General features: G+C 66.9%; 17 protein-coding genes. 4 read left to right on the top strand and 13 right to left on the bottom strand.

What is annotated here, in order from left to right:
- Window positions 1-28: 28 nt before the first annotated feature.
- Window positions 29-490 carry a MarR family winged helix-turn-helix transcriptional regulator gene (locus KW845_RS17035; protein ID WP_218370524.1) on the top strand — a complete coding sequence of 154 codons (462 nt, stop codon included), beginning with the start codon at window positions 29-31 and terminating at the stop codon, window positions 488-490.
- Between the two features lie 65 nt (window positions 491-555).
- Here KW845_RS17035 and KW845_RS17030 read toward each other — a convergent pair whose 3' ends face one another.
- Genes KW845_RS17030 through KW845_RS16995 form a run of 8 tightly spaced genes read right to left on the bottom strand, consistent with a single transcriptional unit; the run spans window position 556 to window position 9194 of the window.
- On the bottom strand, window positions 556-1686 hold the full coding sequence (locus KW845_RS17030) for a M20 family metallopeptidase (RefSeq protein WP_218370523.1): 1131 nt from the start codon (window positions 1684-1686) through the stop codon (window positions 556-558).
- Window positions 1687-1721: 35 nt separating this feature from the next.
- Complete coding sequence (locus KW845_RS17025) at window positions 1722-2624, bottom strand: alpha/beta hydrolase (RefSeq protein WP_218370522.1); 903 nt, start codon at window positions 2622-2624, stop codon at window positions 1722-1724.
- A gap of 10 nt (window positions 2625-2634) precedes the next feature.
- Window positions 2635-3636, bottom strand: a complete 1002-nt coding sequence (locus KW845_RS17020; protein WP_218370521.1) for an ABC transporter ATP-binding protein — start codon at window positions 3634-3636, stop codon at window positions 2635-2637.
- Window positions 3633-4616 carry an ABC transporter ATP-binding protein gene (locus tag KW845_RS17015; protein WP_218370520.1) on the bottom strand — a complete coding sequence of 328 codons (984 nt, stop codon included), beginning with the start codon at window positions 4614-4616 and terminating at the stop codon, window positions 3633-3635. The genes KW845_RS17020 and KW845_RS17015 overlap by 4 nt, the downstream gene beginning before the upstream one ends.
- Window positions 4613-5533, bottom strand: coding sequence for an ABC transporter permease (locus KW845_RS17010; RefSeq protein ID WP_218370519.1), 921 nt, complete (start codon window positions 5531-5533; stop codon window positions 4613-4615). Before KW845_RS17010 ends, KW845_RS17015 begins: the two co-directional genes overlap by 4 nt.
- Window positions 5534-5537: 4 nt before the next feature.
- Window positions 5538-6515, bottom strand: coding sequence for an ABC transporter permease (locus KW845_RS17005; protein WP_218370518.1), 978 nt, complete (start codon window positions 6513-6515; stop codon window positions 5538-5540).
- 42 nt (window positions 6516-6557) lie between these two features.
- A complete protein-coding gene (locus KW845_RS17000; protein WP_218370517.1) occupies window positions 6558-8171 on the bottom strand; it encodes an ABC transporter substrate-binding protein in 1614 nt (537 codons plus the stop codon).
- 51 nt (window positions 8172-8222) lie between these two features.
- Window positions 8223-9194: a succinylglutamate desuccinylase/aspartoacylase family protein gene (locus KW845_RS16995; protein WP_255592718.1), complete on the bottom strand. Its 972-nt coding sequence runs from the start codon at window positions 9192-9194 to the stop codon at window positions 8223-8225.
- Between the two features lie 307 nt (window positions 9195-9501).
- Here KW845_RS16995 and KW845_RS16990 point away from each other — a divergent pair, with 307 nt between their 5' ends.
- Complete coding sequence (locus tag KW845_RS16990; protein WP_218370516.1) at window positions 9502-10410, top strand: LysR family transcriptional regulator; 909 nt, start codon at window positions 9502-9504, stop codon at window positions 10408-10410.
- Between the two features lie 52 nt (window positions 10411-10462).
- On the opposite strand, the gene KW845_RS16985 is transcribed toward KW845_RS16990, so the two are convergent.
- The 3 genes from KW845_RS16985 to KW845_RS16975 form a co-directional block, all read right to left on the bottom strand.
- Window positions 10463-12079, bottom strand: a complete 1617-nt coding sequence (locus KW845_RS16985) for an ABC transporter substrate-binding protein (protein WP_218370515.1) — start codon at window positions 12077-12079, stop codon at window positions 10463-10465.
- 270 nt (window positions 12080-12349) lie between these two features.
- Complete coding sequence (locus tag KW845_RS16980; RefSeq protein ID WP_218370514.1) at window positions 12350-12583, bottom strand: hypothetical protein; 234 nt, start codon at window positions 12581-12583, stop codon at window positions 12350-12352.
- A 96-nt stretch (window positions 12584-12679) separates the two neighbouring features.
- Window positions 12680-13540 carry an NAD(P)H-hydrate dehydratase gene (locus KW845_RS16975; RefSeq protein ID WP_218370513.1) on the bottom strand — a complete coding sequence of 287 codons (861 nt, stop codon included), beginning with the start codon at window positions 13538-13540 and terminating at the stop codon, window positions 12680-12682.
- Window positions 13541-13617: 77 nt separating this feature from the next.
- On the opposite strand from KW845_RS16975, the gene KW845_RS16970 reads away from it, so the two are divergent.
- Entirely contained in the window at window positions 13618-14451 is an 834-nt protein-coding gene (locus KW845_RS16970) for an enoyl-CoA hydratase/isomerase family protein (protein WP_218370512.1), read from the top strand.
- Between the two features lie 125 nt (window positions 14452-14576).
- On the opposite strand, the gene KW845_RS16965 is transcribed toward KW845_RS16970, so the two are convergent.
- Both KW845_RS16965 and KW845_RS16960 read right to left on the bottom strand, forming a co-directional pair.
- Entirely contained in the window at window positions 14577-15449 is an 873-nt protein-coding gene (locus KW845_RS16965; RefSeq protein WP_370628244.1) for an enoyl-CoA hydratase-related protein, read from the bottom strand.
- Entirely contained in the window at window positions 15446-16438 is a 993-nt protein-coding gene (locus KW845_RS16960; RefSeq protein WP_218370511.1) for a nitronate monooxygenase family protein, read from the bottom strand. Before KW845_RS16960 ends, KW845_RS16965 begins: the two co-directional genes overlap by 4 nt.
- Window positions 16439-16586: 148 nt before the next feature.
- Between KW845_RS16960 and KW845_RS16955 the strand changes: the two genes are divergently transcribed.
- Window positions 16587-17207 (top strand): TetR/AcrR family transcriptional regulator, encoded by a 621-nt coding sequence (locus KW845_RS16955; RefSeq protein ID WP_218371406.1) that lies wholly within the window; start codon window positions 16587-16589, stop codon window positions 17205-17207.
- Window positions 17208-17248: the final 41 nt, after the last annotated feature.

The raw sequence follows: 17248 nt of genomic DNA, 5'->3' as shown, positions 1-17248 counted from the left end.
ACGGGCTGTTCAAGTTCGCGGCTTAACGATGATTTTTCTGACGTACCGACTGGAAGCGTTGAGCGAAGAGGCCATCAAGCTCGTCAACGAACACTATGTCCGGTCATGTGGGCTGAGCGTGCGCGAATTGCGCGTGCTGCGCTGTATCGACGACCATCCGGCCATTACGCCCGGCGGGATCGTGGCGTTTACCTACCTGGAAAAGAGCTTGGTATCGCGTATCTTGAACCTGCTTATCAAGCAGGGCCTGGTGCGCCGTTCGGTCAGCCCCAGCGACGCGCGGCAGTTCAACCTGGTCGTGACCGCAAAGGGCCACAAACTGCGGGCCCACGCCGACGAGGTCGGCAAGACGCTGGAAGACGTCATGCTGGCCCCGCTGGATGCGGCCGAACGCCGCGCGCTGTCTGATGTGCTGGAAAAAATGACCCGCTGGGTCACAGGCGAGGGCATGTCGGCCGAGCTGGCAGCCCGGTTTCATACGAAGGGCTGAATGCCGGCCATGCACGCCAGGGCATCGCCCTGGCGCGTTCAAGCCTGGCGCAGTCAACCGGCCCGCTAGGCCAGTTCGCGCAGCAGCAGTTCCCAGAATTTCGCGCGGGCCTGCAAGGTGGACACCAGGATGTACTCGTGCAGCGTGTGCGCGCCGTCGCCATCGGCGCCCAGGCCGTCCAGCGTGGGCACGCCCATGGCCGAGGTGAAGTTGGCATCGCTGCCGCCACCCGTCATGGGGGCTTCTTCCAGCGCGAAACCGGCTACCCGTGCGTATTCCTGCGCCATCGACAGCAGCGCGGCCGCGGCGTCGGTGCGCACCATGGGCGGGCGGTTGAGTTCGACATCGATATCCAGTTCCACATCGGGCCCCACCGCGCACAGGTTGCGCATGCGGCGCAGCACGTCTTCGGCCGCACCCATGTCGGGCACGCGGAAGTCCACCACGCAGCGGCATTGCGCCGGCACCGTGTTGGTCACCGTGCCGCCGGCGATCGTGCCCACGCTGACGGTTACGCCGCGGTCGTAGTCGGTCATGGATTCCAGGGCCAGCACCTGGTGCGCCATTTCGCGGATGGCGCTGCGGCCTTTTTCGTGCTGCATGCCGGCGTGGGCCGGGCGGCCCTTGACGTTCAGGCGCAGCATGCCGGTGCCCTTGCGTGCCGTGACGCACTTGCCCCCGTTGGGGCGGGCCGGCTCGCAAACCAGGCCGTACTTGGCGTTGGCGGCATAACGCTCGATCGACGCGCGCGATGCGTGGCTGCCGGTTTCTTCGTCGGGCACCATCAGGAAATCCACCGGCAGGCGGGTGGCGCCCGGCTGGGCCAGGGTGGCCAGTGCGGCCAGGGCCAGGTAGATTCCGCCTTTCATGTCGTAGCTGCCGGGGCCGTACAGGCGGTCGCCGTCGATACGGCAGGGGTTGTCTTGCAGCGTGCCGATGGGGTGCACCGTGTCCAGATGCGCCAGCACCAGGATGCCGGGCCGCGTGTCGCCTGCCGCCCGATTGGTGGCGTACAGCAGCGGGCCGGTGGCCGCGCCCAGGGGCGTGACCTCGACCGTCAGCCCGGCCGCCTGTGCCTGAGCCTGAACCAGCGCGGCCATGGCGGCCACGCCTTCCGGCGAATTGGACGGCGATTCGCAGCGCACCCACGACTGGATGCCGGCGACGAGTTCTTCGGTAGTGGGCAGGGATGACATGCTAGGCGTTCCAGGTGTGTGGTGAGCGAGGGAAATCAGGCGACCTGCTGGCCTGCCAGCCTGGCCAGTTCTGCGTCGCTGGGCAGTTTGCCTTCGAACCACAGGCTGGCGCAAGCCGCCGACATGGCGCGGCCGTCGTGGCCGATGCCCGGCACGACCTGCAGCGTCCAGCCGAACGGCACGCCGCGGCGCTGCGCTTCGCGCTGGCCGGCCTCGAAATAATTGTGCGCGCGGGCGAACCGGTGCGGCCCCTGGCGTACAGCCGCCGGGTCGGACGGCAGGTTGGGATCGTCGGTGGCGATGTCCTGGTCGCCCGCCAGGATGGTCATGGGATAGGCCAGCAGCCGCACCAGGTGGTCGTCGGTCAGGCCCACGCCGCCAAGGCCTTCGGGGAAGGGATGGTCGAAGGTGGGCAGGGTGTACCACCCGGGGTTGGCGGCCGTGGCCGCGCAGAAGGGCGAGTGCGGTTGGCTGCTCATCAGGCGGTGCACGAACTGGCCGCCCGCCGAATGGCCGAACAGATAGGCCTGCTCGACCTCGGTGACACCGGCGGCGCGCAGGTCGGCAAACACCCGGCCGACCAGGGAGTAGGTCCAGCCGTCGATGTGGCGCGGGTTGCCGCCAGGGCTGAAGACGCGGCCGTTGTTGTAGCTTTCGACCCCGGGCCAGATATCGTCCGAGAAGGTCGGCGCCACGATCAGCACATTGTGCTTGTCGGCCGCGGGGATCCAGAAGTCGCGGTAGTCATCGCCGTTGCGCAGCACGCCGTGCTGCACCATCACCACCGGGCGGTCGGGCGCGTAGCCGTACGGACGGTAGGTCTGCAGCGTGAAGGGGCGATCGGCATTGCGGTCGTCATCGACATAGGCAATGGCATTGCGGCCTGCATGGCCCAGTTCCCGGGCGATACGGTCGGCGTTGGACATCTCTGCTTTCATGGTGGGTGTACTAGGGGTTGAGGTGGCAGGCCGACCAATGGCCGGATGCGATTTCTTTCAGTTCGGGCACCTGCTCGCGGCAGCGCGGCATGGCGTGCGGGCAGCGCGGGTGGAAGGTACAGCCCGGCGGCGGGTTCAGCGGCGACGGGATCTCGCCCTTGATGGGGGTGAACTTGCGGCCGCGCCGGCCGACATCGGGCACCTCGGCCAGCAGGGCCTGGGTGTACGGGTGGTTGGCGCGCGCGAAGATCTCGGCGGCCGGCGCGCGCTCGACGATCTTGCCCAGGTACATGATGGCGACGCGGTCGGAAATATGCTTGACGACCCCCAGGTCATGGCTGATGAACAGGTAGGTGAAGCCATGCTGTTCGCGCAGGTCCATGAACAGGTTGATCACCTGCGCCTGGATCGACACATCCAGCGCGGCCACCGGTTCATCGCACACCAGGAACTTGGGCGCCACCATCAGCGCGCGCGCGATGCCGATGCGCTGGCGCTGCCCGCCCGATATCTGGTGGGGAAAGCGGTCGCGGTATTCGCGGTCCAGGCCCACTTCGGACAGGGCGCGGTCGATGCGCGCGGGAATCTCGGCCGCCGGCGCCAGCTTGTGCACCTTCAGCGCTTCGCCCAGGATCTGGCGCAGGCGCTGGCGCGGATTCAGCGAGGCCTGCGGGTCCTGGAAGATCATCTGCACGCCCAGCGTATAGGCCAGCAGGTCGGCGCCGCGCAGGCTGGCGGCGGGCCGGCCCTGGTACAGCAGTTCGCCTTCGGTCTGGCGGTGCAGGCCGGCCACGACGCGGCCCAGCGTGGACTTGCCACAGCCGGATTCGCCGACCAGGCCCAGCACTTCGCCGCGCTCGATGGACAGGTCTACGCCATTGACGGCATGCACCGTGCGGTGGTCGATGGGCTTGCCGGCCAGCGCCAGCATGCGCTGGGCCAGGTCGGGACGCTGCTCGAAACGCTTGTGGACGTTGCGCAGCTCGATAACGGGCGTGTCTTGCGGGGTCATGCGGTGGCGGTCTCGCGGGCGATCGGTGCGTAGCAGCGGAAATTGCGCGGCCCTTCCTGCGTGGTGGCAGGCGATTGCTCGGCGCAACGCGTGATGGCATTCGGGCAGCGCGGGCGGAACGCACAGCCGGCGGGCCGGCCCGCCAGGCTGGGCGCCATGCCCTCGATCTGGTGCAGGCGCGCGCCCGGCGCGCTGTTGGCCGGCATCGAATCGAGCAGGCCCTTGGTATAGGGGTGGCGCGGCGCGTCGAGCACTTGCTCGACCGGGCCGGCCTCGACGATGCGCCCGGCATACATCACGGCCACGTGGTCGGCCAGTTCGGCCACCACGCCCAGGTCGTGGGTGATCCAGATCAGGGCAGTGTCGTGAGTGCGGCAGATCTCTTGCATGCGATACAGGATCTGCCCCTGGATGGTTACATCCAGGGCCGTGGTGGGCTCGTCGCAGATGATCAGATCGGGCTTGTTCAGCATGGCGATGGCGATCGCCACGCGCTGGCGCATGCCGCCCGAGAACTCGTGCGGGTAGCTGTCCAGGCGCTTCTCGGGCGCCGGGATGCCGACCATGGCCAGGGCCTCGCGGCAGCGCTCGCGCGCCTGGGCGGCGGGCACGTTCTCGTGCGTGAGAATGGCCTCCATCATCTGCTCGCCGATGCGCAGCACCGGGTTCAGCGTCATCAGGGGGTCCTGGAAGATCATGGCGATGCGGTTGCCGCGCAATTGGCGCATGCGTTCCTCATCCAGCTTGCGCAGGTCTTGCCCCTTGAACAAGACCTCGCCCGACACGATTTCGCCCGGCGGGTCGATCAGGCCCAGCAGCGAAAAACCGGTAACCGACTTGCCCGAGCCCGACTCGCCGACCAGGCCCAGTATTTCGCCGCGGCGCACGGCCAGGTCGACGCCGTCGACCGCCGGCCAGGCGCCGGCTTCGGTATGGAAGGCGGTGCGCAGCCCGCGCACCTGCAGGATCGTGTCGTTCATGCTCGTCGCGGGTCCAGGGCTTCGCGCAGGCGGTCGCCCACGATATTGATGGTCAGGATCAGCACCAGCAGGGCCACGCCCGGGAACATGCTGATCCAGTAGTCGCCCGACAGCAGGTACTGGAAGCCGTTGGCGATCAGCAGGCCCAGCGACGGCTCGGTGATGGGCACGCCCACCCCCAGGAACGACAGCGTGGCTTCCAGCGCGATGGCGGTGGCGATCTGGATGGTGGCAAATACCATTACCGGCCCCAGGCAGTTGGGCAGCAGGTGGAACACCATGATGCGCCAGGCCGGAAAGCCCAGGTTGGCGGCGGCCTCGACGTATTCCTTGCGGCGTTCCTGCAGGGCGCGGCTGCGCATGATGCGCGCGTAGTGCGCCCATTGCACCACCACCAGTGCCAGGATCACCTTGTCGACGCCGCGGCCCATCATGGCCAGCAGCACCAGCGCCACCAGGATGGTGGGAAAACCCAGGATGAAGTCGACGATACGCATCAGCATGGTGTCGACGAAGCCGCCCAGGTAGGCGGCGACCAGGCCGGCCATGCTGCCGATGGCGGTGGCCAGCCCCACCGCCGACAGGCCCACCATCAGGCTGATGCGCAGGCCATACAAGATGGCGCTGAACATGTCGCGGCCTTGGTCGTCGGTGCCCAGCAGGTACACCTGGCCGTCCATCGAGGTGGCGCCCGGGGGCAGGCGGCCGTCCAGCAGGTTCAGGCTGGCCAGGTCGTAGGGGTTTTGCGGCGCGAAGAAAGGCGCGGCCAGCACCACGATCATCAGGATGGCCAGTGCGATGGCCGAACCCATCACGGTGGGGCGGCTGTGCAGTTGCTTCAGGATGGCGGCGCGGCGCGGCGTCTCGGCCAGGGGCTGGATAGTGCGCGTGCGTCCGTTGGGGGATGAATGAGCCATGGCGTTAATGTGCGGGGGCGACAAGCTGCACGCGCGGGTCGAGCGCGGCATAGAGAATATCGACGATGAAGTTGACGATCACGAAGATCAGCGTCACCAGCATCACATAGGCCACTACTACCGGGCGGTCCAGCTGGTAGACGCTGTCGATCAGCAGCTTGCCCATGCCGGGCCAGGCGAACACGGTTTCGGTAATCGTGGAATAGGCGATGAGGCTGCCGAATTCCATGCCCACCACCGTGACCACCGGGATAAGGATATTGCGCAGGATGTGCCGGCGCACGATACGGCCGGGGCGCACGCCCTTGGCACGCGCGAATTTCACGTATTCCTGCGACTGGGCCTCGGCCACGCCGGTGGCGGTCAGGCGCAATACCAGGGCGATGTTGGCCAGCGCCAGGTTGACGGCCGGCATGATCACGTGCGACCAGCCATCGGCCGTCAGGATGGACAGCGGCACGCCCAGCACGCTGACCGTGTCGCCGCGCCCCGAGGCGGGCAGCCAGCCCAGCCATACGGCAAACAGCAGGATCAGCATCATGCCCTGCCAGAAGTTGGGCAGCGAGAAACCCAGCACCGAGGTCGCCATGATGCCGCGGCCCAGCGGGCGATCGCGGTGCAGGCCGGCCACCAGCCCCAGCGGGATGCCGATCACACAGGTCAGGGTGATGGCCACCACCACCAGTTCGAACGTGGCGGGTATGCGCTGCACGATGAGCTCGATGGCGGGGATGCCGTGCACGAAGGAATTGCCCAGGTCGCCGTGCAGGGCGCGCCACAGGAAGGTGAAATATTGCTGCCAGATGGGCTGGTCCAGCCCCAGGCGGGCGATGGTGGCCGCGCGGGCCTCCATCGTTGCTTCGGGGCTGACCAGCAGTTCGATGGGGTCGCCCACGGCATACACCGCGAAAAACACCACGACCGATACTGCCAGCAGTACGAACAGGCTCTGGATGAGCCTGCGCAGGGTAAACAAAACCACGTTGTGCGTTCCTTGGGGTCTTGCGAAAACAGCCGTGCGGCCCTACGGAGCCGACTTGACCGATGTGGCCAGAGTGTACTGGTCGGCGCGGCCTTCGTAGGTAAGCCCCTTGCGGAACGCCCAGATGCTGCTCTCGAAATGCAGGGGAATGCTGGGCAGGTCGGCCAGGGTGATGGTCAGGGCCTGTTGCAGCAGCTTTTCCCGCTTGGCGTCATCCACCGTGGTGACGGCCTGGCGGAACACCTTGTCCAGTTCGGGGTTGGAATAGCGGCCGTAGTTGCTGGTGCCCATGCCCAATTCGGGCGCGAACGACGTCACCCAGTACTGCAGGAACGACGAGGCCTCGCCGGTTTCCGACGACCAGCCGCCCATGGCGAAGCTGAATTCGCGCTTGGCGCGCTTTGGGAAGTACACCGAGCGGGTCATGGCGTCGACGTGCGCCTTGATGCCCACCCGCGACAGGTACTGGGCCACGGCCTGGGTGATCTGGCCGTCATTGATGTAGCGGTCGTTGGTGGACGACAGGGTCATTTCAAAGCCGTCGGGGTAGCCGGCCTCGGCCAGCAGCTTCTTGGCGCCTTCGGGGTCGTACTGCAGCTCGGGCGGGTTCGGCAGCGTGCCGAACATGCCGTCGGGCAGGAACTGGTTGGCCGGGGTGGCCATGCCGTCCATGATGCGCGCCACGATGGTCTTGCGGTCGATCGCCATGCTGATGGCGCGCCGCACGCGCACGTCTTGCAGCGGGTTCTTGCCATCGGCCGTCTTGACCAGCGGCGTGGCGTCGCGACCCACGTCGAACTGGAAGTACACCACGCGCACCGATGGCGTGACCACGTAGCCGAAGCCCGGGGTGTTCTTGATGCGCTGCACGTCGCGCGCCGCCGGGCTTTCGATCACATCGAAATCGCCCGCCAGCAGGCCGGTCAGGCGCGGGCCGGCGTTGGGCACCGGAACGAAGGTGACCTTGGCCCATTCGGGCTTGTCGCCCCAGTAATTCTCATTGCGCTCGAGCTCGATGCTGGTGCCCTTCACGTACGACTTGAACTTGTATGGGCCGGTGCCGATGGCGTTCTTGCCGCTGTTGAAGTCGGCCACCTTGGGCCAGGAGCCGGTCACCCCGCATTTCTGGTCCAGGTCGAAGGTGATGGGGCCGTGCTCGACGATGCCGCTCCACAGGATGCCGGTGCGCGTCAGGTCGTTGGCCAGGAGAGGGTAGGGCTTGAGCGTCTTGATGCGCAGGGTGTGCGCGTCGGTGGCTTGGACGTCGGCGAACTTCTGCACCACGGCGGCGTACGAGCCGGCGATGGATTCTTCATTGTTCATCGCGCGGCAGAAGGTGAAGATCACGTCCTGCGGCGTCAGCGGCTGGCCATTCGAGAACTTCACGCCTTCGCGCAGCTTGAATTCCCAGGTCGTGTCGTCCAGCGTTTTCCACGAGGCGGCCAGGCCCGGCACCAGGCTCATCTTGGAATCTTGCGCCACCAGCGTCTCGAAGATCTGCGAAGACATCGCATTGTTCGGCGTGGCCTGGTGGTAGTGCGGGTCCATGGCGGTGGGCTCGGAGGCCAGCCCGATCTTCAGCGACTGGGCGTGGGCACCGGCGGCCAGGCCGAACAGCGCGGCCAGGGCCGCCGCGCGAATGCAGGAAGCGTACATGGGGTGTTTTCTCCGGAGCAGTGGTGCTTTCGTTATCGGTATGGGGCGAAATCAGGCAATGGGTTGGGCCAGGCGCAGCACGGTCACGCCCGGGCGCAGGTTGGCCAGCGAGGGCATGATCAATACGCAGTTGTCGTAGGGGGTGACAAAGGGTTCGCCGGCGTTCCAGCCCAGCAAGGTGCCGGCCTGCGGCAGGTGTTCCAGCCCGCGCCACGGCTGCGCGAAGCGCACGTCGGCGCTTTGGGCGGCAATCGCATGCGTCACGCGCAGCGCCTGCTGGCGCGGCGCCGCGGGCGCGAACCAGTCGGCGGGCAGGTCGGCCCGGTCGAATGTGCCGGCCGCCGCCAGGAAGCGGGCCATCTGGTCTATCGCCACCTCGCGGGCCTGCGGCGCGCCATGAAAGCCGCACTCGATCAGCAGCGACCGCGTGCCGTTGTCGCCGCTTTCGCCGAAGCGGCCGTAGTCGCGCATGCGTACGCCGGCGGCATGGCCGGCGTCGGCAATCAGGTCGGCCGGGTTGCCCAATTGCAGCGCCAGTTCGATGTTGCGCGGCTGCAGGCCAGTCAGTTGCAGCGGCACATCGGAATTGCTCATCGAATGGAAATCCATCAGCCAGTCGGCCTGGGCCACCCACGGCTGCAGGGCGGCGGCGCGGCGGCGTTCTTGCGTGGACGGGTCGGCCAGCTTGTCGTCGCTCCAGACCCGGTTCATGTCCTCGTCGACAAAACGGGCCGGCAGGTAGTTGGCCGCGTCGAAGCGGTCGAAGGCCGCCAGATTGCAGAACGCCAATGTCAGCGTGCCGTGCCGTGGCCGCAAGCCGCTGGCCAGCAGTGTTTTCAATGCCCAGGCGCCGCACAGTTCGTTGCCGTGGATCAATGCCGTCAACAGCACCCGCTTGCCCGGCGAGCCCGAATCGAAATGCCACACGCCGGGCGTGTCGGTGTTGCCCAGCCGTTCGGCCGACAAATCCGGACAGGCAAGTTCAAACGGGCGCAGCGTGGCTGCGGCAGCAGGCGTAGACATGGATGCTCCATAAATAAGTGACGGATCGACGGCGCCACGGGCGCGAGGCGGAGCAGCACACAGCGGGAAGCGCGCGCAAAGGAAACCAAGCCCGCCGGCAAGGCGGACCGATGGCTGCCAGGAACATGCATTTCCCCCTGGGCGAGCCGCCAGCCGCGGGCTGGCGCGATGCCGATTCTTATCTTGAGGCAGATTCTAGGAGCCGCCGAGCTTTCTCGGCAATTAGAATATTTGCGAAACTATTTGCCTTTTTGGCAAAGCAACGCGTAGGCATGCCTGCATGCCCGGTCATATTGGTGACACCCTCATGCATGGAATTTCCCTGAAGTACTTCGTGGCCGTTGCCCAGTCCGGCAGCCTGAGCGGCGCATCCCGGCTGCTGCACGTGGCGGTATCGGCCATCAGCCGCCAGATCGCCCGGCTGGAAGAAGAGGTGGGCGCGCCGCTGTTCGAGCGGGCGCCGCGCGGCATGGCCCTGAGCGAGGCTGGCCGCCTGCTGCTGGCCCATGCGCGCCGCACCTTGCTGGAATCGGACGAGGTGCTGCGGCAGATCGCCGGCTTGCAGGGCACGCCGCATGACGAGATCCGCGTGGGCGCGTCCGAAGGGCCGGCGCAGGGTTTCCTGCCGGTCGCGATGGTGGATTTTCGGCAGCAGCATCCGCGTACGCGGTTTTCGCTGCATGTGCTGACGCCACCCGAATCCATGCGCCAGATCGCCAGCGGCGACATCGACGTGTCGGTGTCTTTCAATGTCGAGCCGGCGCAGGGCGTGACGGTGCTGCACTCATGGCGCGCGCCCGTCTATGCCGTCATGGCGGCCACCCATCCCCTGGCGGCGCGCAGCCGGCTGCAACTCGAGGACGTGCTGGCCTACCCCCTGGCGCTGACCGACGACAAGAGCACCGCGCGGCGCTTGCTGAACCGTACCTGCGCACTCGAGGACATGCAGTTGCAGGCGGCGCTGATCTCGAATTATTCACCGGCGCTGCATGGCTTCGTGCGCCATTCCAACGCCGTGATGTTCGCCGGCTACATTTCGGTGGCCTGGCGCCTGGCCCAGGACGGCCTGGTGGCGCGGCCGGTGGTCAGCGCCGAACTCCAGTCGCGCAACCTGCAGATCCAGACCATGGAAGGACGGCTGTTGCCGCCCGGGGTGGCACGCTTTGTCGAGCACCTGAAGGCACGTATCGACGAGGTCGAGGCAACCCTGCCGTAAGGCGGGGCCGCCGCGCCCATGCATCGTTGGGTGTCTACCTGGCCGGCGACGGTTACTTCGGATGTACCGACATGGCCAGCGTGTACTGGTCGCGCCGGCCTTCGTAGGCCAGGCCCTTGCGGAACGCCCAGATGCTGCTTTCAAAGTGCAGCGGGATCAGCGGCAGGTTGTCCAGCGCGATCTGCGTGGACTGCTGCAGCAGTTTTTCGCGCTTTTCCGGGTCGACCGTGACGATGGCCTGTTCGTACACCTTGTCGAACTCCGGGCTCGAGAAGCCGCCGTAGTTGCTGGTGCCCAGGCTGCGCGACGAGTCGGTCGAGGCAACCCAAAGCTGGAACAGCGCCGAGGCCTCGCCGGTTTCAGCCGGCCAGCCGCCCATGGAAAAGCTGAACTCGCGCTTGGCGCGCTTGGGGAAGTAGATCGACGCAGTCATGGCATCGACGTGGGTCTTGATGCCGATGCGCGACAGGTACTGGGCCACCGCTTGCGCCACCTGGCCGTCGTTCACGTAGCGGTTGTTGGTGGACGACAGGGTCAGTTCGAAGCCGTCGGGGTAGCCGGCCTCGGCCAGCAGCTTCTTGGCGCCTTCCGGGTCGTACTTGATTTCGGGTGCCTTGGGCAGGGCACCGAACATGCCATCGGGCATGTACTGGTTGGCCGGGGTCGACAGCCCGTCCATGATGCGGGCATTGATGGTCTTGCGGTCGATCGCCATGCTGATCGCTCGGCGCACGCGCAAGTCTTGCAGCGGGTTCTTGCCGTCGGCGCTCTTGACGAACGGGCTGGGGTTGCGGCCCACGTCGGGCTGGAAGAACACCAGGCGGGTCGAAGGCGTGGCCACGTAGGCAAAATTGCCGTTGTCTTTCAGGCGCGGCAGGTCGCGCGCGGCCGGGTTCTCGATCACGTCGAAATCGCCCGACAGCAGGCCGGTCAAGCGCGGGCCGGCGTTGGGCACCGGCACGAACTTCACTGTTTTCCAGTTCGGCTTGTCGCCCCAATACCCTTCATTGCGTTCCAGCTCGATGCCGGTGCCCTTCACGTAAGACTTCAGCGTGTACGGGCCGGTGCCGATCGCGTCCTTGCCGTTGTTGAAGTCGGCCACCGTGGGCCAGGGGCCGGTGACGCCGCAGCCTTCCTTGGGCGCGAACTTCAGCGGGCCGTGCTCGACGATGCCGTTCCAGATAATGGGCAGTTGCCGCGCCAGTTCGGCCGGCATCAGCGGGAAGGGTTCGGCGGTCTTCAGGATGACAGTGTGTTCGTCGGGCGTCTGCACGTCGGTCAGCAGCTTGGTCACCGTCATGTACGACTGCGAGATGTTGGTCTCGTTATTCAGCGTGCGGCACACCGAGAACAATACGTCCTGCGAGGTGAAGGGCTGGCCGTTCGAAAACTTCACGCCTTCGCGCAGCTTCAGTTCCCAGGTCAGGTCGTCCAGGTTCTTCCACGAGGTCGCCAGGCCGGGCTTGAGCGCCATGTCGGGGCTGCGGTAGATCAGCGAGTCGTAGATGTGCGCCGCAAACGCGTCGTTCTGCGTTTGCTTGTGATAGTGGGGGTCGGCAGAGGTGGGTTCGGACGATAGCGCGATCGTCAGGGACTGGGCCAGGGCGGCGGGGGCGGCGGCCAAGCCGGCGCTGGCCGCCAGCAGGGCCAGGGAAGTACGCAATTTCATGGAAGCTCCGAGTCGACAGGACGGATTGCGCCGCTGCCGGCCGGGTGCCGCCAGATGCAATCAATCGTGACAAGGGGCCGATTATCGGAAGCAGCTTTACGCGTTGTCAATTCGCGTAGATCGGTATTGCTGCGCGATGCCCATGCGTGGGGTAGCCAAAACAACAAGGCGCCGCTCCCCGCTTCGGGGTGCGGCGCCTTGGGGGCGCGAGGCGCTTACAAACGTTGCCGCCCGGCCCTTTTCAGGGGCGGGCGGCAAACCGGCGGGCTATTACCACTGCGAACCGGCGTAGCGGGCGCTGGCGGCGCGGGCGCGATTCATGGCGTCGTGTACTTCGGCGACGTAGTCGGCAAAGGCGCCGACGGCACGGGCAATCGCGCTGCCGGCCTGCTTCAGCAGCACCAGCGGTTGGGCATTCGGTTGGCTTTCCATTGCGCCGCGAAGCAGGTCGCGTTCCAGCGCATCGGTCAGGCGGGCATTTTGGTTCAGGGTCAGTTCGCTCATGGTCTATCTCCAGTCCGTTTCGTCATGGGGTAAACCATTATAGGGATAACCCTATGTGCAATGCAACATGAATCTGTGGATAAGTTGTAACGGTGGTTATCCGTGGCCATTTCGCAACTGACGGGCGGAATCGGCCAGTTCGCCCGCCGTCAAGCCTATGGGGCCGCGCCCCTGGGCCACCCGGGCATCGGCCGCCGCTCCGTGCAGCCAGACCGCGCCCGCCACGGCCTGGTCCAGTTCGATGCCCTGGGCGATCAGGCTGCCCAGCATGCCGGCCAGCACATCGCCCGTGCCGGCCGTGGCCAGGCCCGGATTGCCCGTGCTGTTCCGGCGGCACAGGCCGTCGGGGCGGCAAACCAAGGTGCCGGCTCCTTTCAGCACCACCCAGGCGGCATGGCGGCTGGCCAGCGCACGCGCCGCCGCCGGGCGGTCAGCCTGGACGGCTTGCGTGCCGATGCCCAGCAGCCGTCCGGCTTCGGCGGGGTGCGGCGTCAGTACCACCGGCCCCGGCCCCCAGCCGGGCAGCCGGCCCTCGGCCAGCAGGTTCAGGCCATCGGCGTCCAGCACCAATGGCGTTATATTGCGCTGCACAAAAAGCCCGGCCAAGGCAGCCTGGGCCTGGGCGTCGGTACCCAATCCGCAGCCGGCCACCCAGGCATCGATGGCCAGGCCGGCCTGGTACAGGCCGGCGGCATCGCGCAGCATCAGTTCGGGGTACAGCGGGTCGCAAGGCAGCGGGCAGGCCGGCTGGGCAAAGCCCACCAGCACTTTGCCGGCACCCGTTTTCAAGGCCGCCCGCGCGGCCAGCAAGGCGGCCCCGACCATGCCGGTGCCGCCCCCCACCACCGCCACGGTGCCGAACGTGCCCTTGTGGGAATCGGCGGGACGGGGTGCGAACAGGGCCGGCAGGTCTTGCCGAAGAATGGGGGCGGGCGGCGCGGTCGGGGCGGCGGACATGTTCGGATTCCGGGCTGGCAGGGATGGCTATCCACTATAGTGCCCAGACCGCGCGTGCCACATTTTCGGAGGGGACCATGTCCGATTCATCGCTCGACCACTATGCGCATTATCAGGCCCTGAAATTGCGCCGCCATCCGCAGGGCATTCTTGAAATCATCATGGGTGCCAAGGGCGGGGCGCCCGGCAAGCTTTCCACGGCCGACGAACGGCTGCACCGCGAACTGGCCGATATCTGGCGCGACGTGGACACCGACCCCGACACGCGCGTGGTGCTCATCCGCGGCGAGGGCAAGGGCTTCTCGGGCGGCGGCGACCTGGCCCTGGTGCAGCAAATGGCCGACGATTTCCAGGTGCGCGCACGCGTCTGGCGCGAGGCGCGCGACCTGGTCTACAACCTGATCAACTGCAACAAGCCCGTCGTGTCGGCCATGCATGGCGCTGCCGTGGGGGCGGGGCTGGTGGCCGGCCTGCTGGCAGACGTGTCCATTGCCGCGCGCGACGCCCGCATCATCGACGGCCATACCCGGCTGGGCGTGGCGGCGGGCGACCATGCCGCCATCGTGTGGCCGCTGCTGTGCGGCATGGCCAAGGCCAAGTACTACTTGCTGTTGTGCGAAGCCGTCAGCGGCGAAGAGGCCGAGCGCATCGGGCTGGTGTCGTTGTGCGTGGACGAAGCCGAACTGATCTCGAAGGCGTTCGAGGTGGCCGGCAAACTGGCCAACGGGTCGCAGACGGCAATCCGCTGGACCAAGTACGCGTTGAACAACTGGCTGCGGCTGGCCGGCCCCAGCTTCGATACGTCGCTGGCGCTGGAATTCATGGGCTTCGCCGGGCCGGACGTGCGCGAAGGCATCCAGTCGCTGCGCGAGCGGCGTCCGCCCAATTTCGGCTTGGATTCGCCTTTCTGAGCGCGGCGGGCAGGCTGTTGCCAGGTGTCAGGCTCCGCAGGTGCCTGACACCATGGTGTGCCACGACTGTCTCAATAGTATGGTGTCCGGCACCTGCGGAGCCTGACACCTGGAGGCAATTGCCTTCATTTCTTGTTCAGAAACCGCGCAAACGCGTCCTGCGCTTCCTGTGTCTTCAGGCGGGCGCGGAATTGGGCGGCCTCGAAGTCCAGGGTGTCGTCGACGGCCTGGCGGTCGGCGCGCTTCATCATGGCCTTGGTCAGGCGCAGGGCGCTGCGGGGCTGGGCCGCCAGGTCGGCTGCCGTGGCGCGGGCGGCGGCCAGCGCCTGGCCCGGCTCGGCCAGCGCGGTGACCAGGCCGGCCTGCATGGCCTCGTCGGCCCCGAACGCCTTGCCCTGCAACAGCCACTGCGCGGCCTTGCGGGCGCCGGCCAGGCGCGGCAGCATCAGGCTGGACGCCCCTTCGGGACACAGGCCCAGCGCCACGAACGGGATACGCAGCGTGGCGTTGCGTGCCGCATACACGAAATCGCAATGCTGCAGCAGTGTTACGCCTATACCGATGGCGTAGCCTTCCACGGCGGCGATCACCGGCACGTCGGTGGCGATCAGGGCACGCAGGAAGGTCATGCCGGCGCTGTCGCCGTCGGGCCGGTCAGCCTGGAAGTCGTGCAGGTCGTTGCCTGCGGTGAAATGTTCGCCGGCGCCCGCCAGGATCACGGCCGACAAGTCCCGGTCTTCGGTGGCCTGGCGCAACTGCGCCGCCAGTGCGTAGTAGGTGGCGGTGTCCAGGGCGTTGCGCCGTTGCGGACGATTGATCGTCAGCGTCAGGATGGCGCCATCGCGTTGGGCCTGCAGGCTGTCCGGCAACTTGCTCGCTGCAGTACCTTCGTGCTCCGCACTTCGGTATTCGCCCTTGGGGCGGCCCGGCGGGCTCATCGGGATGCCTTCGTGCTCCGCACTCCGGTATTCGCCCTTGGGGCGGCCCGGCGGGCTCATGCCAACACCTTGCCGCCCAGCCGGGCCTGCGCCTGCGCATATTCCTGGCGCAGCGCGGCGATGATGTCGGCGGCGGGGCGCACGCTGTCGATGCCGCCCACACCCTGTCCGGCGCCCCAGATGTCTTTCCAGGGCTTGACGCGCGTGGATCCGAAATTGGACGCGCCGGTCTCGGGGGCCGGCAGGTTGGCGGGGTCGAGCCCGGCCGCGGCGATGCTGGCTTTCAGGTAGTTGCCCGGAATGCCGGTGAAGAATGGGGTGTACAGGATGTCGGACGCGCTGGCATCGACGATGGCCTGCTTATAGTCATTGGAGGCGTTGGCTTCGGTGCTGGCGATGAAGCGCGTGCCCATGTAGGCGAAGTCGGCGCCCATGGCCAAGGCCGCCAGGATGCCCGACCCCGAGGTGATCGCGCCCGACAGGATGACGGGGCCGTCGTAGAAGCGGCGCACTTCGGACAGCAGGGCGAAGGGGCTGAGCGTGCCCGCGTGGCCGCCGGCCCCCGCGCACACCAGGATCAGGCCATCGACGCCGGCTTCCAGCGCTTTTTCGGCATGGCGCACCGTGGTGACGTCGTGGAACACCTTGCCGCCCCAGGCGTGGATGGCCGCCACCAGGTCGCCCGGCGCGCGCAGGCTGGTAATGATGAACGGCACGCGGTGCTTGCCGCACAGGTCCAGGTCTTGCTCCAGGCGGTCGTTCGACTGGTGAATGATCTGGTTCACGGCGAACGGGGCCACCACCGCCGACGGGTCGGCCTGCCGGCGGGCGGCCAGGCCCTCTTGCACTTCGGACAGCCAGTCGTCCAGCAAGGCCTGGGGGCGGGCGTTCAGGGCAGGGAACGAGCCCACCACGCCGTTGGCGCACTGCGCCACCACCAGCTTGGGGTTGGACACGATGAACATGGGTGAACAAATGACCGGCAGCGTCATTTGCGCATAGAGCTGGTTGACCAGGGCGTGGGGCTGGGTAGCGTCGCGTGCGTTCATGAAAAGGCGGAAAGTTGAAAATGGGCGAGGGGCGTGCGTATAATTACCTACCGGATGTCCGGTAATTAATTATCTACCATTTAACGGCATGCGCCGTCGGCCTGTCAATGCGGGGCCGGCACGCCTGCCCGCCAGGCCCACGCTTGCCATGCCCGATAGTCCAGTTCCCGCCAAACGGCCCCGCGCCGGACGCCCGCCCACGCTGCAGGCGCCCCGCGAACGCATCCTGGAAGAAGCGGCGCGGCTGTTCGCCCGCTGCGGCTACGAAAGCAGTTCGGTGGCCGACCTGGCCGCGGCCATCGGTGTGTCCAAGGCCGCCATTTACCACTACTACACCACCAAGCAAGACATCTACGACGCCATCATTCTGGAGGTACTGGGCGGCCTGACCCGGGCGGTGACACAGGCGGTGGCGCAGGCGCCCACGGCCCGCGAACGGCTGCGCCAGTTCATGCTGGGCCATGCCCGCTACTTTGAAGGGCACCACGCGCAGTTCGTCACCATGCTGGTGGGCTATTCCGGCATGGCCATCACCGAACGCGAAGACGCGGCGCGCCTGCGCGATGGCTATGAACACCTGCTGCGCGACATTCTTTCGGGCGGCGTCGCCAACGGCGAATTCCGCGCGCTGGACGTGGCGTCTACCGGGCGCGCCGTGTTGTCGATGCTGAACTGGATGGCGCGCTGGTACCAGCCCGGCGGCCCTGAGACTGCCGAGACGATCGCGGCCGGCTATTTCGACTTGCTGGCCGGCGGCCTGCTGGCCTAGCGCCTTTACTTCACTTGCTCCATTTCACTGTTTCACCCGTT

This window comes from Bordetella sp. BOR01 (assembly GCF_019218885.1).
Lineage (GTDB): Bacteria > Pseudomonadota > Gammaproteobacteria > Burkholderiales > Burkholderiaceae_B > Bordetella_A.
This window is presented reverse-complemented; position numbering and strand designations above follow the sequence as displayed.